General features: G+C 60.8%; 21 protein-coding genes. 3 read left to right on the top strand and 18 right to left on the bottom strand.

The window, feature by feature from the left end:
• Positions 1 to 34 precede the first annotated feature (34 nt).
• A complete protein-coding gene (gene yajC / locus AC13QO_RS19225) occupies positions 35 to 382 on the bottom strand; it encodes a preprotein translocase subunit YajC (RefSeq protein ID WP_064696006.1) in 348 nt (115 codons plus the stop codon).
• Positions 383 to 587: 205 nt separating this feature from the next.
• Between yajC and AC13QO_RS19230 the strand changes: the two genes are divergently transcribed.
• Positions 588 to 1,460, top strand: a complete 873-nt coding sequence (locus tag AC13QO_RS19230) for an ATP-binding protein (RefSeq protein WP_488541539.1) — start codon at positions 588 to 590, stop codon at positions 1,458 to 1,460.
• 94 nt (positions 1,461 to 1,554) lie between these two features.
• On the opposite strand, the gene AC13QO_RS19235 is transcribed toward AC13QO_RS19230, so the two are convergent.
• The 13 genes from AC13QO_RS19235 to AC13QO_RS19295 form a co-directional block, all read right to left on the bottom strand.
• Positions 1,555 to 3,144, bottom strand: a complete 1,590-nt coding sequence (locus tag AC13QO_RS19235; RefSeq protein ID WP_488541540.1) for a peptidoglycan DD-metalloendopeptidase family protein — start codon at positions 3,142 to 3,144, stop codon at positions 1,555 to 1,557.
• Positions 3,145 to 3,328: 184 nt separating this feature from the next.
• On the bottom strand, positions 3,329 to 3,982 hold the full coding sequence (locus AC13QO_RS19240; protein WP_488541541.1) for a protein-L-isoaspartate(D-aspartate) O-methyltransferase: 654 nt from the start codon (positions 3,980 to 3,982) through the stop codon (positions 3,329 to 3,331).
• Positions 3,979 to 4,752 (bottom strand): 5'/3'-nucleotidase SurE, encoded by a 774-nt coding sequence (gene surE, locus AC13QO_RS19245; protein WP_085777934.1) that lies wholly within the window; start codon positions 4,750 to 4,752, stop codon positions 3,979 to 3,981. The genes AC13QO_RS19240 and surE overlap by 4 nt, the downstream gene beginning before the upstream one ends.
• Before the next feature lie 4 nt (positions 4,753 to 4,756).
• The gene (gene serS, locus AC13QO_RS19250; RefSeq protein ID WP_488541542.1) at positions 4,757 to 6,040 is read right to left on the bottom strand and encodes a serine--tRNA ligase; all 1,284 of its coding nucleotides are present in this window, start codon (positions 6,038 to 6,040) and stop codon (positions 4,757 to 4,759) included.
• 90 nt (positions 6,041 to 6,130) lie between these two features.
• Positions 6,131 to 6,958, bottom strand: coding sequence for a twin-arginine translocase subunit TatC (gene tatC, locus AC13QO_RS19255; protein WP_085777932.1), 828 nt, complete (start codon positions 6,956 to 6,958; stop codon positions 6,131 to 6,133).
• The gene (tatB, locus tag AC13QO_RS19260) at positions 6,955 to 7,569 is read right to left on the bottom strand and encodes a Sec-independent protein translocase protein TatB (protein WP_488541543.1); all 615 of its coding nucleotides are present in this window, start codon (positions 7,567 to 7,569) and stop codon (positions 6,955 to 6,957) included. Before tatB ends, tatC begins: the two co-directional genes overlap by 4 nt.
• Before the next feature lie 51 nt (positions 7,570 to 7,620).
• Positions 7,621 to 7,812 (bottom strand): twin-arginine translocase TatA/TatE family subunit, encoded by a 192-nt coding sequence (locus AC13QO_RS19265; protein WP_003558879.1) that lies wholly within the window; start codon positions 7,810 to 7,812, stop codon positions 7,621 to 7,623.
• Positions 7,813 to 7,993: 181 nt separating this feature from the next.
• Positions 7,994 to 8,698, bottom strand: coding sequence for an SMC-Scp complex subunit ScpB (scpB, locus tag AC13QO_RS19270; protein WP_488541544.1), 705 nt, complete (start codon positions 8,696 to 8,698; stop codon positions 7,994 to 7,996).
• On the bottom strand, positions 8,695 to 9,552 hold the full coding sequence (locus AC13QO_RS19275; protein WP_488541581.1) for a segregation and condensation protein A: 858 nt from the start codon (positions 9,550 to 9,552) through the stop codon (positions 8,695 to 8,697). The genes scpB and AC13QO_RS19275 overlap by 4 nt, the downstream gene beginning before the upstream one ends.
• A 12-nt stretch (positions 9,553 to 9,564) precedes the next feature.
• Positions 9,565 to 10,578, bottom strand: coding sequence for a beta-N-acetylhexosaminidase (gene nagZ / locus AC13QO_RS19280; RefSeq protein WP_488541545.1), 1,014 nt, complete (start codon positions 10,576 to 10,578; stop codon positions 9,565 to 9,567).
• Between the two features lie 114 nt (positions 10,579 to 10,692).
• On the bottom strand, positions 10,693 to 13,878 hold the full coding sequence (locus tag AC13QO_RS19285; RefSeq protein WP_488541546.1) for an SPOR domain-containing protein: 3,186 nt from the start codon (positions 13,876 to 13,878) through the stop codon (positions 10,693 to 10,695).
• Between the two features lie 61 nt (positions 13,879 to 13,939).
• Positions 13,940 to 15,697, bottom strand: a complete 1,758-nt coding sequence (gene argS, locus AC13QO_RS19290) for an arginine--tRNA ligase (RefSeq protein ID WP_488541547.1) — start codon at positions 15,695 to 15,697, stop codon at positions 13,940 to 13,942.
• Positions 15,698 to 15,760: 63 nt separating this feature from the next.
• Positions 15,761 to 16,978 (bottom strand): deoxyguanosinetriphosphate triphosphohydrolase, encoded by a 1,218-nt coding sequence (locus tag AC13QO_RS19295; protein WP_488541548.1) that lies wholly within the window; start codon positions 16,976 to 16,978, stop codon positions 15,761 to 15,763.
• A 221-nt stretch (positions 16,979 to 17,199) separates the two neighbouring features.
• Here AC13QO_RS19295 and erpA point away from each other — a divergent pair, with 221 nt between their 5' ends.
• Together erpA and xth are read left to right on the top strand one after the other, a co-directional pair.
• Positions 17,200 to 17,532: an iron-sulfur cluster insertion protein ErpA gene (erpA, locus tag AC13QO_RS19300; RefSeq protein WP_064709130.1), complete on the top strand. Its 333-nt coding sequence runs from the start codon at positions 17,200 to 17,202 to the stop codon at positions 17,530 to 17,532.
• Positions 17,533 to 17,761: 229 nt separating this feature from the next.
• Positions 17,762 to 18,553 (top strand): exodeoxyribonuclease III, encoded by a 792-nt coding sequence (gene xth, locus AC13QO_RS19305; RefSeq protein ID WP_488541549.1) that lies wholly within the window; start codon positions 17,762 to 17,764, stop codon positions 18,551 to 18,553.
• 87 nt (positions 18,554 to 18,640) lie between these two features.
• On the opposite strand, the gene exoR is transcribed toward xth, so the two are convergent.
• The 4 genes from exoR to AC13QO_RS19325 all read right to left on the bottom strand — a co-directional run bounded on the left by exoR (position 18,641) and on the right by AC13QO_RS19325 (position 24,638).
• The gene (gene exoR, locus AC13QO_RS19310; protein WP_085777015.1) at positions 18,641 to 19,435 is read right to left on the bottom strand and encodes an exopolysaccharide production regulator ExoR; all 795 of its coding nucleotides are present in this window, start codon (positions 19,433 to 19,435) and stop codon (positions 18,641 to 18,643) included.
• A gap of 19 nt (positions 19,436 to 19,454) precedes the next feature.
• Entirely contained in the window at positions 19,455 to 20,060 is a 606-nt protein-coding gene (locus AC13QO_RS19315; protein ID WP_488541550.1) for a hypothetical protein, read from the bottom strand.
• An 89-nt stretch (positions 20,061 to 20,149) separates the two neighbouring features.
• A complete protein-coding gene (locus AC13QO_RS19320) occupies positions 20,150 to 21,397 on the bottom strand; it encodes an OmpP1/FadL family transporter (protein ID WP_488541582.1) in 1,248 nt (415 codons plus the stop codon).
• A gap of 397 nt (positions 21,398 to 21,794) precedes the next feature.
• The gene (locus AC13QO_RS19325; RefSeq protein ID WP_183700903.1) at positions 21,795 to 24,638 is read right to left on the bottom strand and encodes a valine--tRNA ligase; all 2,844 of its coding nucleotides are present in this window, start codon (positions 24,636 to 24,638) and stop codon (positions 21,795 to 21,797) included.
• Between the last annotated feature and the right edge of the window lie 15 nt (positions 24,639 to 24,653).

Raw genomic sequence — 24,653 nt, forward strand, 5'->3', positions numbered from 1 at the left:
TCTTCCGATCCGGCGGTTCCGCCGTTATCGCTTTTTACGCCGCGTCGGCCTTGACAGGCTCACCCTTGACGCGAACGTCAGAAATGCCGCTGCGGACGATGCGCACGCGAACGCCTTCGGCAATCTCGACCTCGACTTCCTTATCGTCGACGACCTTCGTCACCTTGCCGACGAGACCACCGCCGGTCACGATCTGGTCGCCACGGCGGATCGCCTTCAGAGTTTCCTCACGCTTCTTGGCCTGCGCGCGCTGCGGCCGGATCAGCAGAAAATACCAGACGACCATCAGCGGCACGAACAGGATGATCATTTCGAAACCGGAACCGCCGAATCCTGTTGCGGTATCGGTCGCAGTCTGGGCGAATGCCGGGGTGATGAACATGCTAAACTCCTCAGGCTTCTATGGCGGAACTCCGCCTGCTTTTCAGGTTGCCGGACTATAGTTGCAGCTTGGATGAATGCAACAGAAACAGCCGGGAACAGTACCGATTCCGCTGCCTCATAACCTTTCCGCTGGCAAAACGCCATGGTAGGCGGCATCGAAAGATCAAAGCGGCTTGCCGCAGCGAGAAATCAGGAGGCCCATGATGACCGAGGAAATCAACACCGCCCTGCTTGCCGAACTGAAAAGGCTCGCTGACGCCGTGCAGCGCCTGGCCGGACCAGCACCTGCCGTCAACGATTGGAATGCGGCCGACTGTTTCGTCTGGGCACCGTCGCGTCAGTATCTGCAGCCGGTGAAGAAGCCGAACCGGGTGGCGCTGAAACTCATCCGCGGTGTCGACCACGTGCGCGACATCCTGCATGAGAATACAGTGCGGTTCGCCGAGGGTTATGCGGCCAACAACGTGCTTCTCTGGGGCGCGCGCGGCATGGGCAAATCCTCGCTTGTCAAGGCCGTGCATGAGGATGTCAGGCGCGAGAGCGGCGTGCCGCTGAAGCTGGTCGAGGTTCATCGCGAGGATATTGCGAGCCTGCCCAACCTGCTCGACCTGCTGAAGGACACGCCGTACCGTGTGATCGTCTTCTGCGACGACCTCTCCTTCGATCACGACGACACCGCCTACAAGTCACTGAAGGCGGCACTCGATGGCGGGGTCGAAGGGCGGCCCGACAATGTGCTCTTCTACGCAACGTCAAATCGGCGCCATCTTCTGCCGCGTCACATGATGGAAAACGAACAGTCGACGGCGATCAATCCATCGGAGGCCGTCGAGGAAAAGGTTTCGCTGTCCGACCGCTTCGGTCTTTGGCTCGGCTTTCACAAATGCAGCCAGGAAGACTATCTCGGCATGATTGACGGCTATGCCGATCACTTCAAGCTCGGTCTCGACCGTGACAAGATGCATGCCGAGGCGCTGGAATGGGCAACGACACGCGGTGCGCGCTCCGGCCGCGTGGCCTGGCAATATATCCAGGATCTGGCCGGACGCATGCGCGTTCATATCGACCGGACGTAGGCGCCTTGCTCAAAAACACCATCGACGCGAAGAGATCTAAAATGACAAAAGCCCGGCTGGCGGCCGGGCTTTTGCGCTCCCTGGTACGCTATACCTATTCCAGGAAAGTCATCGGATTGACCGGCGAGGCGTCCTTGCGGACCTCGAAATGGACCTGTGGCTGCTTGACATCGCCGCTCATGCCGGAGACGGCGACGGTCTGCCCGCGTTGAATCTTCTGACCACGGGTGACGCTCAGCGTGTCGGCGTTGCCGTAGACGGTGACGGTGCCGTCGTCATGACGGACGAGTACTGTATTGCCGAGCTCCTTCAAGCCGTTACCGGCATAAATAACGACGCCGTTTTCCGCGGCTTTGATCGGCGTGCCCTGCGGTACCGAGATATCGATGCCGTCATTGCGGTTGCCGTTGACGTTGGCGCCGTAGGCGGCAATCACCTGACCGCGGACCGGCCAGCGATATTTGCCGATGCCGGTCGATTCCGGTGCGTCGGAGCTGACGTCGGACTTCTTCTCGACATCGTCAACGGACTGGGTGGCGACCGGCGCCTTGTAAGGCGCGGGCTGAACGGAGGCGGTCTGTTGGGCGGGCGCCGGATCAGCCGGCTTCGACTCGACCTTCTCAGCCGGGATCGAGGCGGTCTTGACAGTATCGGCACTGCCATTCGGAAGCTTCAGGGCCTGCCCGACACGCAGCGAATTCGCCGAAAGATTGTTGGCGGCCTTGAGATCGTCGATGTTGGTGCCTGTCGCCTTTGCGATCTTCGCCAGCGAATCGCCCTGCTTGACGACATAGCTGCCGCCCGGCGTCTTCGGGTCCTTGCCGGCGCCAACCGGAACCTTGCCGGTGGGATCGGCGCTCGCCATGGTCTTGTCCCGGGCGGAATTGGCGCCGGGGACGACAGCGACCTTCTGTTCCGGCGCCTTGGCCGGGTCCGGCATATTGCCGGGCTTGGAAAGATCGGTCGCCTGCGAAGCCGCCTTGACGGCATTGCCGCCATTCAAAGTCGGGATCAGGATTGCCTGGCCAGGTTTAGCGGCAGAAGCCATCTTCAGATTATTGACGCGCAGGATTTCCTTTTCCGGAACGCCAAAGCGCCGCGATAACGTCGCAATGCTCTCACCCGGGCGCAGCGTGACGGAAGGTGCGTTGGTCGCGGACCAACCAGAAACCTTCGGCGTCGTGCCCGTCGTCAAAGAATCGGGCGTCGGCTTCGGGGCAGCGGGCGCTACGAGCCGCTGCTTATCAAGCTGCGCCGAAGCGGGGAACGGCTGGGCAAGCGCGACTTCCTTTTCCCGCTGGCGGGACGGCGCCGCGGCCGTCGGAGCGGCGAGATCGGAACGCTGTATCGAGACCGGCGAGGAAGCCATGCGTGCGCTCGACGTGCGCACCGGCTCGTAACTCTGACGCGCCGGATAGGGCTGATTCAGCGTATTATTGCCGCCGCCGTAACCGGACTGACTGGCAACGGCGGAACCGCCGAGATCGGCGCGCGGCACCGGATCGCCTTGCTGACCGCTGGGCGGAATGGAACTGGTGGTAATCTGATCCCGCCCCGAGGAGGAAAACAAGCCGCCGAACCGTGTCACATCGGAACTGCAGCCTGTTGCGGTACTCGCCAGCAGGCCAACAACCAGGAGATTACCGGCCGACTTACTGAACTTCGGCGAAAGACTGAAACGCATTGACTCGACCCACTGAGAACGCAACCATTTGTGAGTCTATTAAAACGCGTTAGTGTTACCACGCGGTTAAGAGGCTGGAATCAGTGCGATATTTTTGAGAAGTTGATAACCATAGCTTACGGGTGAAAAATCGCAGTGCCTGGAAGGTGATCCCGAAAAGTGCGCGGTCTTTTAGACGCTGCCTCTACAGCAGCGACGCAAGACGCGGAACAATCGGCAGATAAGGGGCTTCGAACAGTTCCTCGCGTTCGAAACGGCTGCCGGTTTTCGTCAGCCGCACCATGCGACACTCATTCTCGGAAATCATCAGCGGCGCAATCATCGAACCACCGGAAACGAGTTGGTCGGTATAAAAGCGCGGCATGGCATTGAATGCGGCGGTGACCAGAATGCGGTCGAAAGTGCCCTCTCCCTGCATGCCGGCGCTGCCGTCGGCGTGGCGGATGACAACATTGCGTAGACCGAGCGATTCCATGCGCCGCTGTGCAGCCGTCGTCAGCGTCTTATAGCGGTCGATCGACAGAACACGCTCGGCCAGACGGCCCATGACAGCGGCGGTGAAGCCGCTGCCGGTGCCGACTTCCAGGACGCGCTGCCCCGGTTTGAGCTTCAGGTGATGCAGGATGCGGACGACAAAATCGATGCCTTCAAGGAAAGAGCCGCATTCGATCGGTATCGTCCGGCTCGAATAGGCGTCGTCTGAAAATTGCGGCGGCACGAACAGCGTGCGCTGCGTCTGCTCGACCGCCGTCAGCAGATCGAGATCAGAGATGCCTTCGGCACGCAGTCTGAGGACGAGCGCCGCAAAGCCCTCCTTCTCCGCCAGTCTTGCCGTCAAACTTGTGCTCCGTATCCCAAGGCCCGCGCCACGCGGTCCGTCACGGAATAATCGGTCAGATCCAGTTTCAAAGGCGTTACCGAAATCTTGTTATGCTTCAGGGCGTGAATATCGGTGCCTTCGATGAAGGCGCCGGCGCGTTCGCCGAACTTCAGCCAGTAATAGGGGAAGCCCCGGCCGTCGGAGCGGGCGTCGACCTGCAGGTTGAAGGCAAGCTTGCCCTGCATGGTGACCTCGGCGCCGTCGACTTCGTCGGGGCGGCAGTTCGGGAAGTTGAGATTGAGGAACGTACCGTCCGGCAGGTCCAGCACCATCAGTTTTTCCAGAAGAGCCGGCGCATGTGCTTCGCAGACCTCCCAGGGCACGATGCGCGCGCCGTCCTCGTAAAGATATGCTTGGCTCAGCGCAAAGGAGCGCACGCCCTGCATCGTGCCTTCGATGGCGCCGGCGATCGTGCCGGAATAGGTCACGTCGTCTGCGACGTTTGAACCCGAATTGACACCGGAGAGGACAAGATCAGGTTTGATGTCCATCACTTGGCGGATGCCCATGATGACGCAATCCGTCGGCGTGCCGCGCAAGGCGAAATGCTTGTCGGAAATTTTGCGCAGCCGCAAAGGCTCGGACAGGCTCAGCGAATGGGCCAGGCCGCTCTGGTCGGTCTCGGGCGCCACGATCCAGACGTCGTCGGATAGTGTGCGGGCGATCCGCTCCAGCGCGGCAAGGCCTTCGGCATGGATGCCATCGTCATTCGTGAGCAGGATGCGCATCGCCTCAGGCCGCCCGTTCGATCTTCGTCATTCCGCCCATATAGGGCAGCAAAACGTCCGGAATCGTGACGGAACCATCTTCGTTCAGATAATTTTCGAGGATGGCGATCAGGCAGCGGCCGACAGCGGTGCCGGAACCGTTCAGCGTGTGCACGAACTTGTTGCTCTTATCGTCCTTGCCGCGGTAGCGCGCATTCATGCGCCGGGCCTGGAAATCGCCGCAGACCGAGCAGGAAGATATCTCGCGAAAGGCATTCTGCCCCGGCAGCCAGACTTCAAGATCGTAGGTCTTGCGCGAGCCGAAGCCCATGTCGCCGGTGCAAAGCGTCATCGTGCGGAAATGCAGGCCGAGGCGCTTCAGCACTTCCTCGGCGCAGGCGGTCATCCGCTCGTGCTCGGCGATCGAACTCTCGGCGTCGGTGATCGAGACGAGCTCGCATTTCCAGAACTGGTGCTGGCGCAGCATGCCGCGCGTGTCGCGGCCGGCCGAACCCGCCTCGGAACGGAAAGACGGCGTCAAGGCGGTGAAGCGGAGCGGCAGTTTCTCCTGGTCGAGGATTTCCTCACGCACCAGATTGGTGAGCGTCACCTCGGCCGTCGGAATGAGATAACGGCTGTCGGTCGTCTTGAAGAGATCCTCTTCGAACTTCGGCAGGTTGCCGGTGCCGAACAGCGCTTCAGCGCGCACCATCAGCGGCGAACTGACCTCGGTGTAGCCGTGCTCGCTGGTGTGGAGGTCGATCATGAACTGGCCGAGCGCCCGCTCGAGCCTGGCGAGCGGCCCGGTCAGGACCGTGAAGCGCGAACCGGAGAGCTTGGCGGCGCGCTCGAAATCCATATAGCCGAGCGCCTCGCCGATTTCGAAATGCTCCTTCGGCGTGTGGTTCCAACGCGGCTTTTCGCCGACGATGCGGCTGACGGCATTGTCGTGCTCGTCCTTGCCAACAGGAACGTCGTCCAAGGGCACGTTCGGAATGCGCGAGAGAGCGTCGTTGAGCTCGGCGGAAAGCAGACGCTCCTCCTCCTCGGCTGCCGGCAGCGTCACCTTGATCTCTGCAACCTCGGCCTTCAGCTTCTCGGCAAGCTCGGTATTCTTCTGCGCCATGGCTGCGCCGATCTCCTTCGAGGCGGCGTTGCGGCGGGACAGCAAATCCTGCGCCTTCTGCACGGCGGAGCGGCGCTTTTCATCGAGGGCGACCAGAGTTTGGGCCAGAGGCTCCGCGCCGCGCTTGGCAAGGGCGGCATCGAGCGCTTCGGGATTCTCACGGATCCATTTGATATCGAGCATCGTCGTTCCAACTCGTTGCAACAGAAGTGACCGGTCGGAGAAACCGACCGGACAGGAAACGGCAGACCTCGGGAAAATGTCGGAAATCGGTCAGACGTTGTCCGTCTTGGCGACGTCGGAGGAACCAGAAGCCTCTTCGAGTGCCTGTCGGGAACGCTGACGCTCCACGAGTCGTGCCGCGTAGATGGAAATCTCGTAGAGAAGGATCGTCGGCAGCGCAAGGCCGATCTGGGACATCGGATCCGGTGGAGTCAGCACGGCAGCGACGACGAAGGCGAGAACGATGGCGAACTTGCGCTTTTCGGCGAGCCATTGCGACGTCAGCAGACCGACGCGGGCAAGCAGCGTCGTGATGACGGGCAGTTGGAACACGAGGCCGAAAGAGAAGACCAGCGTCATGATGAGGCTGAGATATTCCGAGACCTTCGGCATCAGCGAGATCGCCACCTCGTCATGACCCGGCGCCTGCTGCATCGACAGAAAGAACCACATGACCATCGGCGTGAAGAAGAAATAAACGAGCGCAGCACCCATCAGGAACAGGACCGGCGACGCGATCAGGAACGGCAGGAAGGCCTGGCGCTCGTTCTTGTAGAGGCCGGGGGCTACGAACTTATAGACCTGGGCGGCAATGATGGGGAAAGCGACCACCAGGCCGCCGAACATCGCCACCTTGACCTGGGTAAAGAAGAACTCCTGGGGCGCGGTATAAATCAGCTGCGCCTTCTCGACGTCGAGATGCGCCCATTCCACGGCCGTCTTGTAGGGGATGACCAGATAGTTGAAGAGATGCTTGGCAAAAAAGAAGCATACAATGAAGGCGATGAAGAACGCCCCGATCGACCAGATCAGCCGCGTGCGCAGCTCCATCAGGTGCTCGATCAGCGGCTGCGGCTTGTCTTCGATATCACCGCTCATGCCTCGTCCTTCTTCTTCGTCTGCGTCGGCTTCTTCGGTGTTGCAGGCTTCCTGACTGCCGCGGCGCGCTTCGGCTTTTCCACGGGCACGGCAACGGCTGCGGCGGCATCGACCTTGTCGGCAGCCTTGACGCGTGGCCTGCGCACGGCCTTCGGCTTCTCGGCGACCGTATCGGCCTGGGCAATCGCTGCTGCGACCGGCTCAGCCTGCGCAGGCGCCGGCACTAGGGGCGGCGTTTCCAGCAGGCTCATCGACGGCGTCGGGGCCGAGACGGCAGCCGGCGGCACTTCGGTCTTATTTTCCGGAGCAGCAGTCGTCTTCTGCAAGTCGGCCTTGATCTCGTTGCCCATCTGGCGAAGCGGGTTCATCGCTTCACGCAGGCTGTTAACCGGGTTGAGCTTCTGGGCGTCGCTGACCGTTTGGCGGACATCGTCAAGCTCGGCTTCGCGCAACGCTTCGTCGAACTGCGCCCGAAATTCACCCGCGACCTTGCGGGCGCGCTGCGTCATCTTGCCGAAAGCGCGCAGCATCGGCGGCAAATCCTTGGGACCGACAACGACGATCAGCACGACCGCGATGACCAAAAGCTCGGTCCAGCCAATATCGAACATGCAAGGCTCCTGGACGGGAAGCGCGGGGGCTGCGCTTTTTCCCGGACTTGTTTACTTCGTTTCGTCGGCCTTGTGATCGACGGTCTTCGCCGTTTCCGGCGCGTCTTCGTCCGTCATGCCCTTCTTGAAGCTCTTGATGCCCTTGGCGACATCGCCCATCAGTTCCGGAATCTTGCCGCGACCAAACAACAACAGCACGACCGCCAGAACGATCAGCCAGTGGTAGATGCCAAAAGAACCCATTACGCTTACTCCCTGTTGTGATGTTCCCTGATGTAAGAATTTTCTACACCGTTTCCAACATCAAGCCCTTTGAACTGCGCTTAATGTCACGGTATCGCCCTTTGTGACAAGCCACAGATCCGTCGAAAAATGGTGGGCACCATTGTTTTCGTCATGCGTGGCAAAAGCAAGACGAAGTCCTTCAATCTTCGGAGGTAGAACGTGGAGCGAGCAACCCAAGTTCTTCGAGATCCATCTGGGTGATCGGATCTTCGTCCTCGGTCAATTCGTCGTTCATCGATGGCGAGGGAATATTGAAATTCGCCGGGATACGGCCCGATAGCAGACCCGCTCCCTTCAACTCTTCGAGACCCGGCAGATCGCGCAATTCCTCGAGGCCAAAATGGTCGAGAAAATCGCGGGTCGTGCCCAATGTCACCGGCCGGCCAGGTGTGCGCCGGCGGCCGCGAAACCGCACCCAACCGGCTTCCATCAGCACGTCGAGCGTGCCGCGCGAGGTCTGAACGCCGCGAATATCCTCGATCTCGGCGCGCGTCACCGGCTGGTGATAGGCGATGATCGCCAGCACTTCCAGGGCAGCGCGCGAAAGCTTTTTCACTTCATTGTCGTCGCGGCGGATGACGAAGGACAGATCGGCGGCAGTGCGGAAGGCCCAGGCACCTTCGACCTGCACGAGATTGACGCCGCGCGGCGCATATTGCTCCTTCAGGCGCAGCATGATCGCATGCACATTAGCGTTTCTGGGAAGCCGCTCGGCGATAAAACCTTCGGACACGGGCTGTGAGGACGCGAAGACCAGCGCCTCGGCGATCCGCTCGGCCTCGATCTCGGCCTGCAGGTCGCGGCCCTCCTCCCCAAAATCCTCGTCCTCCGTCAGATCGATCAAACCGGCCGCTCCTGTTCCACCACCTGCAGCGTCGCATGTTTCGGACCGCGGCGCATGTAGATCGGCTGAAAGGCGCCGTCCTGACGGATTTCGAGCTTGCCCTCGCGCACCAGTTCCAGCGAAGCGGCGAAGGCGCTGGCGATCGCCGTCACGCGTTCCTCGGGCGCTGCGAGATAACGCAGCAGATAATGCTCCATCGCCGTCCAGTCGCCGACCTCGCCGATCATCTGGGTCAGCAGCTCACGGGCATCGGTCAGCGACCAGACATTACGCCTCTCGATCGTCACCTGGGTGATGGCATGGCGCTGGCGCAGCGCCGCATAGGCGGTCAGGAGATCGTAGAGGCTTGCGGCGTAAGCCGATTGTTGCCGATCGGGAATGTGCTCGGGTGCACCGCGGGCGAAGATATCGCGGCCGAGGCGGTTGCGGTTGACGAGGCCCTCCGCCGCTTGCCGCATGGCCTCGAGGCGCTTTAGGCGGAAGGCGAGCGTTGCCGCCATCTCCTCGCCCGAAGGGCCGTCATCCTTGACTTGCTGGGGTATGAGCAGCCGCGACTTGAGATAGGCAAGCCAGGCCGCCATGACGAGATAATCGGCGGCAAGCTCGATGCGGATGCGCCGGGCGCTTTCGACGAACTGCAAATATTGTTCGGCGAGCGCCAAGACCGATATGCGCGACAGGTCGACCTTCTGGTTGCGGGCGAGATAGAGCAGCAGGTCGAGCGGGCCTTCGAAGCCGGCGACATCGATCACCAGCGCCGGCTCGTGGCTGGCGCGCTCGGCGCCGTTATCCTGCCACAGCTTGTCCATCGGCGTTGCCGCTTGCGGACGTTCCGTGCCCTTGACCGTGTTCACCACCCTGCTCTCCTACACCGACACAAACATTGCCTCGAATTCCGCCCTCAATTCCGCCTCGTCGGCAGTATCCGGAGCCGCAAAGCCTGCTTCTACCGCTTTTGCGCGGGCAAGCGAAAGACCGGCGAGCGGCGGAACATTTGCCACGACATCTAGCATCTCGTCCATCTTGCCATTGCAATGCAGCACGATATCGCATCCCCCTGCAATGATATTCGCCGCCCGTTCACCGATCGTGCCGGAAAGCGCGTTCATCGAACTGTCGTCGGAAAGCAGCAGACCGCCAAAACCGATGTGCTCGCGGATAATGCCGTCGATTACCTTGCGCGAGGTCGTCGCCGGATTGTCAGGGTCGATCGATGTGAAGACGAGATGGCAGGTCATTGCCATCAGTTCGTCTTTCATCGCGATGAAGGGCGGGAAATCATGGGCCTCCAGCTCATCGCGGGATACGGTAACGACAGGCAGCTCCAGATGTGAATCGGCAAAGCCGCGACCATGGCCGGGCATATGCTTCATGACGGGCAGCAGGCCCCCGGCCTTCAGCCCCTCGCCAGCCGCCCGTCCCATTGCGATAACTGTCTCCGGATCGCCGCCATAGGCGCGGTCGCCGATGACGTTGCTGCTGCCTTCGACCGGCACGTCGAGAACCGGCAGGCAATCGACATTGATGCCAAGGTTCGACAGGTCGAAGGCATGCAGGCGCGACATCACCCAAGCGGCGCGCAGCCCGAGCTCCGGGTCGCGGCGATAGAGATCGCCCAGCGCCTGGCCTGAGGGATAACGCGGCAAAACCGGCGGACGGATGCGCTGGACGCGACCACCCTCCTGGTCGATCAGCACCGGTGCGTGCCAGCCCACGCTGTCGCGCAACTCGGCAACGAGATCGGTGATCTGCGCTGCTTCGGAGATATTGCGCCCGAAGAGAATGAAGCCCCAGGGCCGTTCGTCCCGGTAAAAGGCCTTTTCTTCGGATGTGAGGGCAAGGCCGCTGCAGCCAAGGATCATCGCTTTTGATTCGGTCATGGAGGAATCATAGACGGCGGCGGGCCCCAAATGCGAGCAAACGCGAGCGCGATGCACAAAAAAGAGCGGCGGGCCGATCCGGCTCGCCGCTCTCATAATTCAAATGGCTCAATCTTACTTGGAAATCAGGCAGCTTCCCCCGGCGGCGCGATATTTTTCGCAAAGCGCTGCGGCTTCATCTTTGGTGCCGACCGGGATGCGGACACGGTAGAAAGTGCCCTTACCGGCGATATCTGCCCTGCGGATTTCATGGGCGCGGCCACCAAGCACGCCGGCGAATTTCTTCGACAGGTTTGCATAAGATTTATTGGCCTCATCCTCCGACGGCAGCGAAGCTATCTGGAGGCCGTAGCCGCCTGCAGATGCGGCTTGCTGCGGCTGGGCGGCGGCCGGCGTTGCGGCGGCGACCTGTGTCGGCTTCGGCTGCTGCACGGGCGTGCGGACGTTACCCTTGTCGGTAACCGTGCCGACGACGTTGACGGGCTGCTCGGCCGGGCGGGCGATCGGAACCGGGGCCGTATCGGCGATCGTTGCCGTCTTGACCGGTCGTACCGGCGCATCGACCGGTGCGGGATTTGCCGCCTGCTCATCAGCACTTGCGGCAGGCGACGGCTGCGCCGGCGCAGCTTGAACTGGTGCTGCAGAACGCGCATCGGCGGAAGCAATCTCGGCGCTTGCCGGGAAGCTTGCAGCCGTTCCGGCGACCGGCGGCGCGATCGGGGCCGACGGCGCAGACGGGGCGGACTGCGCCGTCACTGGCGTCTGGGCAGACGGCATCGGCTGAGCAGGCGGCGTCGGCTGGTCGACCGGCGCGGACTCCTCGCGGGCGACCAGCGTGCCGTCAGGCTTGACGATCATCGTGCGGACCTTGCGCGGCGAAACGGATGGCGCCTTGTCAGCGTCGCTTGCGGAATTGTCGTCCGCGTTGGCGTGGTTCGGCAGCAAACGGGGATCCTCCGTCTCGCCAACCGCCGTCGGCGTGACACGATCGTCAGCGCCGGCGTTCTCGTCATCCTCTGGCAATGCCTCCGGCGTCAAGGTTCGCTGGACGACATCGACCGGCGCCTCGTCCGAAGAGACGAGCGCCTTCTGCTTCGGCTCCTCGGCGGAACCCGCAACGCGGTCGTAGACGGCCTTATCCTGGTTCGGAACCGTCTTACCACCGGGATTTTCCGGAACGACCTTGACCGGCTCCTTGTCCGCGGTGATCACACGCGGCTCGCCGGATGCGACAATACCAAGCCCTACGCCGTTCGAGACGGAAGAATAAACGCCATAACAGACCCCGGCGAAGACCACCAATACCACGGCCCCGGCCAGCAGCCGGCGCATCGACCGGGCGCGGCTGAAATCAGCAGCCTGGCTTGCCGACTCGATGTGGACCTCGGAGGTTTCCCGGCGCTCGACCGGCTCGCGCACGCTGCGGCGGAAATCCTCCTCCAGGGCTCGTTCGAAATCATCGAGACCGTCGGCTATCGTTGGCTTGACCGGCGTTGCCGCAGCAGCAGCCATATTACGGGCGGACGCCGCCGTTTCCCGCGGCTTGGCCGGCTCGAAGAAGCTCGCGATCTCCGCATCGAGATCGAAATCGAAATCCGCAGTTTTCGCGACCGGAGCGGGCTGCTCGACCGGCGGCAGCGCCGGCACATGCATGTCCTCAACCGTCTCGGGACGATCCTCCGGATCGGAGATCATCGCCGGATCGAAGGGCAGATCTTCGGTCGATTCAGCGGCGGACGCCTCTGCAGCGGGTGCCCAGTTGAAAGCCGGAGCCGGATCTGGGGCCAGCTGCTCGGAAACCAGGGCCGGCGCCGGCTGCGCCGGGACAGCGGCCTGCGGGTACTCACGCGTTGCCTGCTGGGGCGCGGCGGGCGCCGGCTGCGCCTTTGGCTGCGGCGCAGGCTCGGCTGCTTCGGAAAAATCAAGATCGGCAAGTTCCAGCTCGATACCGGCGAGGTCCAGTTCGAAATCGTGGCCCGCGAAGGGATCATCGGCTTCCTGCGCTGGCTGCGGCGCCCGTGAATAGGCCGTTGCGACAGGCTGGGGCGGCATGACTGCGGCAGGCTGCGGCGCGACCGGCCTTGCGGCTTCGGCAGCATGGGCAGGCGCCATTTCGATCGGAGCGGACAGGACCGGTGCCGGAGCGATCTCCTCTGACTGAACCGGTGCGGCAGTGATCGGGGCGACTTCGACGGGAGCGGGCTCCGGCGCAGCCGGCGCCAGATTGGCGCGCTGCAATACCGGGCGGGGCACGGGATAGCGCGAGACGTCGGCCAGCAGGTCGTCCACATCGAAGGTGCCGGCGGTATGCGGAACTTCAGGTCCGACCTCGGTCAGCGCCGCATCGGCCTGGATCTCGCCCTCGACGGCGGCCGCGAGATCGAAACCGGCGTCGGAGCCGATCTCTTCCAGATCATCCTCGACTTCAATGAATTCCCGGGCTTCAGCAGTTTCTTGCGGTGCAATTGCCTCGTCGTGGCGATCGAGCTCGGCGGGAAAGCCGAACGACGGCGCTGCGGACTCGAACTCCTCGGGAGGTTCGACGGCCGCAACGGGCGCCGGCTGCTCGATAACGGGCTCCGGCTCGGCGGAGGCGAGATCGGCAACCGCTGCTTCAGCCTCCGGTTCAGCGACTGCTTCAGTTGCGGGCGCAGCGACTACTTCGGCGACCGGTTCGACCACTGCCACCGGCTCCTCACGTTTCGGGGCGTGGAAATTGGCGAGCGGCAGCCTGATGCTGGCGGCCGACCATTGCGGGGCTTTGGCGGGCTGCGACAGTGAAGAGACCGGCGCCGCACCGATCGACAGCTCAAGTTCCTCGATCAGATCGCGGGCGCCGCCGAAAGCGGCTTGGGTCGGCACCTCGGAAACAGGATCGATGGACAGCTGGTGGGGACCGGCCGCTCGGTCGGCGGCGGCTACCTCCCAGTTCCTAGCCGGAGGTTGCGCAGCTTCTTCCGCGGCGACGGGACCAACGGAGACGGGCTCCGGAACATCCGCGTTTACGGGAGAAGCATCGAGAACGGGCTCGACATAGTCTTCGGAAGCGAAGCCGTCGGAGATCGGCTCGGCCGGCCGATCGAGCTCGGCCAGCGGACGCGGTGAATCGTAGCGATCGAACTCCCGCCCGAGCTCGTCTTCCAGATCGAAGGCGGGTTCGCGCCGGGCGGCGTCGCTTATGGTATTCGCTGCAACACGCGGCTCGAAACCGACGATCCGGGCAAGTTCCGCCAACGGATCGTCGTCGGCAAACAGATCTTCTTTTCCGCGCGTATCATACGCAAGTTGTTTCTCAGCCATGCCTATCCCACTCGCAAACGCCAACGCTCAAATGCCAGCGCATTGTGGGTAAATGGTGACGTTATCGCATTTCGTCAGGTGCGGCAGTGCCTGTAATGGCAAGTCCCGACTTCAAAACCGACGCGACGGCGTACACCAGCCCAAGTCTGGCAATACTTGATTCTCGGTTTTTATCATTAACAAATCGTAATTCCGGCTGATCTTTACCTTTGTTCCAGTGTGCGTGGAAGGAACTGGCGAGGTCATAGAGGTAAAAAGCGATGCGATGCGGCTCCTGCGCCTGGGCCGCCGCCTCGACCACACGCGGGAATTCGGCAAGCTTGGCGACGAGCTGTAATTCGGCCGGATCTTCAATGCCAGCAACGGCTTTCGCAAGATCCTCTGGCGGAACATCGAGGCCGGGAAAAGCCTCCCTCGCCTGCCGGAAGACCGACATGCAGCGGGCATGCGCATATTGAACGTAGAAGACGGGATTATCCTTCGACTGTTCCGTCACTTTGGCGAAATCGAAGTCGAGCGGTTCGGAATTCTTGCGATAGAGCATCATGAACCGGACCGAATCACGGCCGACTTCCTCGACGACATCCCGCAGCGTGACGAAATCGCCGGAGCGTTTCGACATCTTCACCGGCTCACCGTTGCGATAGAGTTTGACGAGCTGGCAGAGCAGCACGGTCAGCTTCGCATTACCTTCCGAGACCGCGCGCGCAACCGCTTCCAGGCGTTTGACGTAGCCGCCATGGTCGGCGCCGAGCACATAGATCATCTCCTCGAAGCCGCGGTCGAACTTGTTCTTGAAGTAGGCGAGGTCGGCGGCAAAGTAGGTGTAGGAGCCGTCCGACTTGATCAGCGGCCGGTCCATGTCGTCGCCCACTTCGGTCGACCGGAACAGCGTCTGCTCGCGATCTTCCCAGTCCTCGGCAACCTGCCCCTTCGGCGGCGGCAGCGTGCCCTTGTAGACATACCCCTTGAAGGTCAGGTCGTTGATCGCCGTGCGGATCGCCGCTGCGCCATTGGCATGCAAGGCGCGCTCGGAGAAGAAGATATCGTGATGGACGTTCAGCGCCGCCAGATCTTCGCGGATCATCGCCATCATCGCATCGATCGTGCGATCCTTGACGATCGGCATCCATTCCTCTTCCGGCATATTGTGCAGTCGGACACCGTAATCGGCGGCAAGCGACTGGCCGACGGGCACGAGATAGTCGCCCGGATAGAGACCCGACGGGATTTCGCCGATCCGTTCACCCAGCGCTTCGCGATAACGCAGGAAGACCGACCGGGCGAGCACGTCGATCTGCGAACCGGCGTCGTTGATGTAATATTCCTTCTCGACGCCGTAACCGGCAAAGGCGAGCAGGTTGGCGAGCGCATCGCCGACGACGGCGCCGCGGCAATGGCCGACATGCATCGGGCCGGTCGGATTGGCCGAGACATATTCGACGTTGACCTTGCGACCTTGGCCTAGGGTCGAGCGGCCGTAGTCGGTGCCGGCGCCGATGACGGAAGCCAGCAGCCGCTGCCAATAGCCGACGGCGAGACGGATGTTGATGAAACCGGGACCGGCCACCGAAACATCGGCGACGTCGGCGTCCTCCTTAAGCTTGGCGATGAGGACATCCGTAAGGGCGCGAGGATTGGTGCCGAGCGGCTTTGCCAGCACCATCGCGGCATTGGTCGCAACGTCGCCATGACTCACATCGCGCGGCGGTTCGACCGTGATGCGGCCGAAATCGAGCTCAGATCGCTTTTCCCTGACCAGATCGATCTGTTCAAGGGCGGTTTTGATCCGGGCTTCGAAGTCGGTAAAAAGGTTCATCGCACTCTTCCATGCATAGGCTGTGCCAAAGGGGCAAATCGGCCTTCGGCGGGCGACCGCTGCCTATCGCAAATCCGGAGTGTGGTCAAACAATCGCCTGTGGGCACTGATCGCATAGGTGTCGGTCATGCCAGCGAGGTAATCGCCGACATGGCGAGCCTTGGGCGCGTCGGCGAGCCCGGCGATATGATCGACCCAGTAATGGCTCTGCATCTCCTTGGGACTGGCCATGTAGGCGGCAAAGAGATCCGTGACGATCTGGGCAGCACCGGCGCGGATGCGCATAATATCGGGATTGCGGTAGATGCGCTTGAAGAGCATTGCCTTGATCTGCCTGTCGGTTTCGGCCATCCCTTCGGAAAAGGTGGCGATAACCCGGTTGGCGCCGCGAATGTCGGCTGCGCTCTCGGGACGAAGGAGTGAAAGGCGCTCCTGCGCAACGCCGATGACGTCCTCGACCATGCGGGTGATCTGGCGGCGCATGATCTCGTGGGTGAAGCGGCTCGGTTCCAGATGCGGATAGCGCCCCCTCACCTCGGCCATCAATCCCGCAAGAAAGGGGATTTCCTCCAGCATGTCGAAACTCAGATAGCCGGATCGCAGGCCGTCGTCGATATCGTGTGTGTTGTAGGCGATGTCGTCGGCAATCGCCGCGACCTGGGCTTCCAGGCTGGCATAGGTTGCGAGTTCGAGATCGTGCAGTTCGCAATAATCAAGGATCGGCTGCGGAACCGGACCGCGCGTGCCGGCCCCTTCCGGCGTCAGCAGCGGACCATTGTGCTTGACCAGGCCTTCGAGGCTTTCCCATGTCAGATTGATGCCGTCGAATTCGGCATATCGCCTCTCGAGCTTGGTCACGATGCGCAGCGATTGGGCATTGTGGTCGAAGCCGCCATAGGGCAGCAGCACCTCGTGCAGCGCGTCCTCGCCGGTATGGCCGAACGGCGTGTGGCCGAAATCGTGCACCAGCGCCACGCCCTCGGCCAAATCCTCGTCAAGTTTCAGGGCGCGGGCAAGCGCGCGGGCAATTTGCGCCACCTCGATCGTATGCGTCAGCCGGGTGCGGTAGTGATCGCCGTCCTGGGCGATGAAGACCTGGGTCTTGTGCTTCAGCCGGCGGAAGGCGGTTGTATGGACAATTCGGTCGCGGTCGCGTTGGAAATCGGAGCGAGTCGGACTGCTGTCTTCCGGATAGAGGCGCCCACGCGTCGTCCACGGGTCGGCCGCATAGACCGCCCTCTCGCTGCCGCCGAAACCTAAAGCCCGCCTGTCAATCGTCATTCTTCACCGTCATTCTGCCTGTTGCCGCATCTGCCCATTGACGCCGCTTTGCCCTCTTCATACCTATAGCCCGACGAAACGGCAAAGCGGCATTCGCCGACCGCTTCGGCGCATCATGGCCTTTTCGCGAAGATCATGGTAAGTTCCTTTGATATCAGGCATTTGAACATTCGAGTGCCAAAACCCATTCTCTCCGGATCTTGACCCCGGCAGGAGGAAATATGACGGATACGAGTGTAACTCTTTCGGATGCCGCGGCAAAGCGTATCGCCGCCATCATCAGTGCGGAGGCCGGCAAGAGCGCGCTACGCGTTTCTGTCGAAGGCGGCGGCTGTTCGGGCTTTTCCTACAAGTTCGATCTTGCCGACAGCGCTGGGGATGACGACATCGTCGTCGAAAAGAACGACGCGAAGGTGCTGATCGACAGCCTGTCGCTCGTCTATATGGCAGGATCCGAGATCGACTTCGTCGACAATCTGCTTGGCCAATCCTTCCAGATCAAGAACCCGAATGCGGTGGCAAGCTGCGGCTGCGGCACCAGCTTCTCGATCTGAATATCCGAACGCAGAACGTTGTCCCCAACGACCGGCGGAAGAATTCCTTCCAGCCGGTTTATCGGCTTGTCCAGCGGCGAAAGACCGCGATAAAAGGAGCGCACTGAAGCGCGTCGCGATCTTTCAGATTCGCTTGGCCCACGCTTTAGCTCTTTGGTTTTCCGCATGTCGTCAATCGCAAAACCGCCGCACGTTTTTGCGTGACATGCCCTAGCGAACGGGACAGAGCATGAAGATCGCGACCTGGAACATCAACGGCGTCAAGGCGCGCATCGACAATCTCTCACAATGGCTCAAGGATTCCGATCCCGATATCGTCTGCCTGCAGGAGATCAAGACGGTCGACCAAGGCTTTCCCCGGCTGGAGATCGAAGCGCTCGGCTATCATGTCGAGACGCACGGCCAGAAGGGATTCAACGGCGTCGCGATCCTCTCCAAGACTTCACCTTTTGAAGTCAACCGCGGTCTGCCCGGCGACCCGCTAGACGAACAGGCGCGTTTCCTGGAAGCGGTGTTCACACTGCCCGACAGCCGCATCCTGCGCGTCTGCTGCATCTATCTCCCGAACGGCAATCCCGTTGACACCGAGAAATACCCCTACAAGCTCGCCTGGATGGAGCGTCTGAGGAGCTTTGCGGCCGAACGGCTGGCCTATGAAGAGATGCTGGTGCTTGCCGGCGATTACAACGTCATCCCCGAACCGCACGACTGCTTCGATCCCAGGGTCTGGGAAAGCGATGCGCTGTTTCTGCCGCAGACGCGGCAGGCCTTCCGCAGGCTCGAAAATCTCGGCTTGATCGATGCAGTGCGCGCGACGACGGACGCGACGCGTCTCTATTCCTTCTGGGATTATCAGGCGGGTGCATGGCCGAAGAACAACGGCATCCGCATCGACCACCTGCTGCTGTCACCGGAAGCAGCCGACCGGATGACGTCGGCTTCTATCGAAAAACATGTGCGGGCCTGGGAAAAGCCGTCCGATCATGTGCCGGTGATCGCCTATTTCGATTTCGCGGCCTGACACTCCGAGCCCATGGCAGCGCATCATTTCAGGGCGCGCGATGGAGACGCGTGGGTTTGAATGCAGCGTGGCGCTGAACGGAAAGCGTCAGTCGGAACCGCTCGCAATGGCGTGCGACAGCGAAACTGCCGTGCGACGGTCGGCCTCATTGGCAACCGAGAAGGCCTGCTCCTGCAGCGCTTCCATCCAGCTGCAATCCTTCGGCTTGCAGCGATCGAGAGCGGCGGTCATCAGCGCCAGACCGCGAGCCGTCTGGCCTTCGTCGAAAAGGATGTTTCCGAAAACGGCCATGGCACCGGGATGGCCACTCTTGCGGGCCTGGTTCAACCACTTTTTCGCCTGCTGCGGGCTGGAACTACCGCCCTCGCCGGCCAGCATCATCTGCGCCAGCTGGAACTGTGCTTCGGGAACGCCAAAGGTGGAGGCCACCTGGAAATAAAGCTGGCGCGCCTGAGTGAGATCGATCTTGACAGGGCTGCCGGCAATACCGTGCTTGTAGTAATTGGCGAGCGAGAGAAGAGCGTTGACGAAGAAGCCTGTGTCTTCCGAGCCGGGTTCGACACCCTGCTGGGCGATCTCACTATAGATCTTGAAGGCTTCGAAATCGTCCTGGGTGACGCCGTCACCATCGGCATACATGTTGGCGAGCGCCCAGCGCGAACCGGTATGACCCTTTTCGGCGGCGTATTTGTAGGCTTCTACCGCCTCCTCCTTCTGTCCGTTTTTATAGGCCTTGAAGCCGAACTTGAACAGATCGAAAGGACCGGACTCCTTGCTGACGTCGCTCTTGATGTCGAAAGCATGAACCGGACCGGACAGCGATATTGCCACCCACATGCTCACCAGCATGAATTTGAACAGTTTGAACTCGGACGTTACCATTTCAACCGATTTCTTTCGTTCATCGCGCGCAGCCGGCGCTAACGCCGGACATACCGCGGATGTATACTTTCGAGGCGAGCGATCCCGCGGCGGGCTCCATGGCCCCTTTGCCCGCGTCGCATCCAGCCCATAGGCCTTTTCCCAAAGGCCGAATTTTCAGCACATCATTCACGACCACCCGGCTCCCGGCATGGCCCGACTGCAATCTTCCTGGCGCTCTTTCGGCGGGCGCGGCATCCGCCTTCCCGCCTTTATCGCATTCGTAAATAGCAAATGTGACCAAACCGGTATCGACATCTGCCGCGAAGCCCGCCTGCCTGTGCGAACGGGCAGACAACGACGATGATGGATGGATCGACGGCGTGATCTTGAGGTCGAACTTGTGGCCGGAACAGCCTTGTCCGGAAAGAAAAACGGCCGCAATCATGCGGCTGTCGCCACTTGCGCCGTACGATCTGCTGTTACCGGAAAAAAATCGACTCATGCTACTGATTACACGCACCGTAAGTCTGCCATCACCTCGCCCGCAAATACCGCTGCGCTCTCTTTGTGGCGGGAAATGGACAAATTCACCCCATCGCCACCATACGCCATTCATCGTAAAAAACTGTTGCTGAATCGTCACAAAACGAGACCAGAAAATAACATGATTAATGGGCGCACATAAAGAAGAGCCCGGCAGTGCCGGGCTCCTCTATTCTTCAAAACGTGGAATTAGAACTTGATCTTTATGCTTGTCGACAGTGCAGCGACCAGATCATCGTCAAAGGAATAGGAGACATCATCTCCGTATGTGACGCCATTCCGGGTCACAGCACCAGACGAACCGCTCGTCAACACGCCCACGGCACCTGCAAAGCGCCATTCGATATGTTCGGTCGGCGTATAGGCCGCACCGAGACCGAGCGTCCAGCTGTCTGTCTGCGCGCCATAGCCCTGGCTGGTGCCGCGGTCCCATGTCAGGCTGACTGCACCCGCCCACTGCTCATTGAACTTGTGGCCGACACCGCCGGAGATCGTCCAACCATCACGATAAAGAAGGTCGAGCGAAGTTAGACCACCCGCGGGGCAAGGCAAACCGTTGGTCGGGCAGAATGCTACCGACTGCAGGACGCTCCAATTCGTCCATTTAACCGATCCGAATGCAAGCCAATCCGGAGCGATACCACTTTGCAGCTTCAACTCCAGCGAATCCGGCGCTTCGGCGGAACCGGAAACAGGTGTGACAAGGCCTCCATATAGCGGCAAAACTGGAACCTGACGGAGATCAACAGTCCCGCTCAGGTTATCGTACTTGACGCGGCTGTTATAGACCAGGCTCGCACGCATCGCATATTCCGGAATCTCGTAAGCAATACCGGCGCGCCAGCCCCAGCCGCTATCGTCTATATCCAGGCGGCCGACGCCGGTTCCAGTCCCAAGCAGAAGCGGAAGCGTTGAAACCAGACGTTCCTTGAAGCCTTCGACTTCCTGATAGAAAGCGCCTCCAATGAAGCGAAGCTGCCCAGGGCCGACGTCAAAACGATAGGAGCAGGTGCCGCCATAGTTGCGGGTCTTGATCTCCGTCTCAATGTTGTCGTTGGCGCCGGCCCAGTTCAGGCCGGGGTCGGTGTGCGCGCCGAAGGGCTCCGAATAGTCAACGAGGCAGTCGACTGCATCGCCAAAACCAGCCTTAAAACCAATATAGGGAATGGTGTAATTTGAGGTGTCGTCAGCCGTGTCTGGACGGCTGTTCAGATTGCCGCCCCCTGTAAGTATCGACGTGTTCGTGTCTCGGACATCCTTCAGCTTACGCTGCGGCGTGACGTAAGTCACGCCCGACTGAAATGAGAAAGGCGACGTATCGAACAGCTGATCGATGTTATAGCCGCCGCGCTCCAGGCCACCGGCGAAGGATGGCGAAGCAAGCGACGAAAGAAAAACGAGCGACGTTACGCCCTTGGAAAACATACGCGATGCCATTGTGTCTCCCCCACTCCAGCAATTGATGTACGCCACTTTAGTAAGCGTTCGCTCGACATGGCAACGCGCCCCACGGCGTCGCTCCCAGGCATTGCAGCGGCTAACTTACGTAAAGAAATTGACGGACACGTCAAAAAATCTGGTTAATAGAATACTATTCTAGAGTTATCAATTTTGAGTTTGGCTTTTGGGTTTTCATTCCAAACATCGCAAATGCTGTATCAATCCAACAACAGTGACAGTTTTCACCAAATGGATAACCGCAGAGCCAAAATCCACGGGCTCAGCCCCTGAAATCAGCAGCGTTCAAGACCGAATCAGAAGCGCCCCAAAAACCAAAAGACGCGCCCGATGGGGGCGCGTCCTTGATATAAATTACCAAAATCGGCGACAAAACTTATCCGGCTTCGGTCACCCTCAAAAGGGCGGTTTTCAAGCTGGCGATCTGCCCCTTCAACTCATCGAGACGCTCGCGCTCGGCCTCGACCACCTCGGGGTTGGCATTCGCGACGAACTTCTCGTTGGAAAGCTTGCCATTGATGCGAGCGATTTCGCCATCCATCTTAGCAATCGCCTTTTCCAGACGGGCCTTTTCGGCGGAAAGATCGATCAGATTGCCGAGCGGAAGGCAGACAGTGGCTTCGGCGACGACGATCTGAGCCGCGCCCTTCGGCGCATCGTCGGAAAGCGATATCGCTTCCACGCGGGCAAGCCGCTTGATGGCGGCGTCGTGGCGGAATAGCCTTTCGCGCGTGAGATTGTTGGCCTTGACGACGACCAGCGGGGCGGTCGCCGACGGTGGCACATTCATTTCGGCGCGCACGGAGCGGATGCCTGAGACGAGGTCGATCAGCCAATTGATCTCGTCAGCGGCTGCGTTATCCGCATAGGACGGCGCCGGCCATTCGGCATGGCACACCAGCGTGTCGCGCTCCTTGCCTTCGCCTGCGGTATGCGCCCAAAGCTCTTCGGTCATGAAGGGCATGAAGGGATGCAAGAGCTTATAGATCTCTTCGAGAATATAGGCGCTGCAGGCCTGGGCTTCGGCCTTGGCGCCCCCGTCATCGCCATTGAAGACCGGCTTCAGAAGCTCGAGATACCAGTCGCAGACTTCGTTCCAGACGAAACGGTAGAGCGCGCCGGCGGCATCGTTGAAGCGGAAGGCTTCAAGCGCTTCCGTTACGTCACGTTCCGTACGGGCAAGCTCCGTCAGGATCCAGCGGTTGATGGTGAGCTCGGCGGCCTCCGGAACGAAGTGCGGATCGCTCTTAGCACCGTTCATCTCGGCAAAACGCGTGGCGTTCCAGAGCTTGGTGCCGAAATTGCGGTAGCCGGCGATGCGGGCCGGATCGAGCTTCACGTCACGGCCCTGTGCGGCCATGATCGCCAGGGTGAAGCGCAACGCGTCGGCGCCGTATTCGTCGATCAGTTCCAGCGGGTCGATGACGTTGCCCTTCGACTTCGACATCTTCTGCCCGTTCTTATCGCGCACCAGTGCGTGGATATAGATCGTATGGAAGGGTTCGACGGAATCGCCATTCTCGTCCTTCATGAAATGCAGGCCCATCTGCATCATGCGAACGACCCAAAACGGGATGATATCGAAACCGGTGACGAGGACATTCGTCGGGTAGTAACGCGCAAGCTCCGGCGTCTCGTCGGGCCAGCCGAGCGTCGAGAAAGGCCAGAGCGCAGAAGAGAACCATGTGTCGAGCACGTCCTCATCCCGCGTCAGGATTTCGCCAGGCTTGAAGTTTTCGAGCAGGTCCTCGACATAGGCCTTCATCGGCCCCTCATGCGAGAGGTAATGCTGGATCGCCGCCTGCAGCGCCTCCTCCTCGGTTTTTTCGACGAAGACTTGGCCGTCGGGACCGTACCAAGCGGGAATCTGATGGCCCCACCAGAGCTGGCGGGAGATACACCACGGTTCGATGTTCTCCAGCCAATTGAAGTAGGTGTTTTCCCAGTTCCTGGGAATAAATCTGGTCCTTCCCTCGCGAACGGACTCCAGGGCAGGCTGACCCAATGTCTTGTTGTCGACAAACCATTGTTCCGTCAGCCGCGGCTCGATCGGCACGCCGCCACGGTCGCCATGCGGGACCATATGCTTGTGCGGTTCGATCTTGTCGAGAAGGCCGGCCTCTTCGAAGATCTCGACGATGACCTTGCGTGCATAGAAGCGGTCCTGCCCTTCCAGACGGTCCCAGGCGCCATGCAGCGCCGCCGGATTGTCGAGACCTTCAAGGAAATCCTCATTGTCCTTGATGGCAATGGTGCCATCGACGTTCATGACGTTGATCGCCCGCAGCTTCGCGCGCTTGCCGACTTCAAAGTCGTTGAAATCATGGGCAGGCGTGATCTTCACCGCACCTGTGCCGGCCGTCGGATCAGCATAGGAATCGGCGACGATCGGTATCCTGCGGCCGACGATCGGCAGGATCACATGCTTGCCGATGATCGGCTTGTAACGCTCGTCTTCGGGATTCACGGCAACGCCGGTATCGCCGAGCATCGTCTCCGGCCGCGTCGTGGCGACAACGATATAGTCACGCGTCTCGAACTCAGTCGGCTTGCCTTCCTCGTCGAAGGCGATCGGATATTGATAGGTGACGCCGGGCTCGAGCGGATAGCGCAGATGCCAGAGATGACCCTTCACCTCGTGTTGTTCGACCTCCATGTCGGAAATCGCCGTCAGGAGTTTTGGGTCCCAATTGACGAGGCGCTTGTCCTTGTAAATCAGGCCTTCCTTATAGAGCGTGACGAAAACCTCGAGAACGGCTTGCGACAGGCCTTCGTCCATAGTGAAGCGCTCGCGTGACCAGTCGCAGGACGCGCCGAGGCGCTTCAACTGGTTGAAGATCAGACCGCCCGATTCCGCCTTCCATTCCCAGATCTTGTCGATGAAGGCTTCGCGGCCCATCTCGCGGCGGCCCGGCAGCTGCTGCTCCATCAGCTTGCGCTCGACGACCATCTGGGTGGCGATGCCGGCGTGATCCATGCCCGGCTGCCAGAGCACGTCCTTGCCGCGCATGCGCTCGAAGCGCACCATGATGTCCTGCAGCGTATTGTTCAGCGCGTGCCCCATATGGAGCGAACCGGTGACGTTTGGCGGCGGGATCACGATGGTGAAGGTCTCGGCCCCCGGTTTGGCGTTCGCGCCGGCGCGGAAGGCGTCCGCCTCATCCCATTTCGCGGCGATTTTGGGTTCGACTGCGGCGGAATCATAGGTCTTGTCGAGCATTTTCTGACCAATTTC

The sequence above is a fragment of the Rhizobium sp. CNPSo 3670 genome (assembly GCF_057784555.1).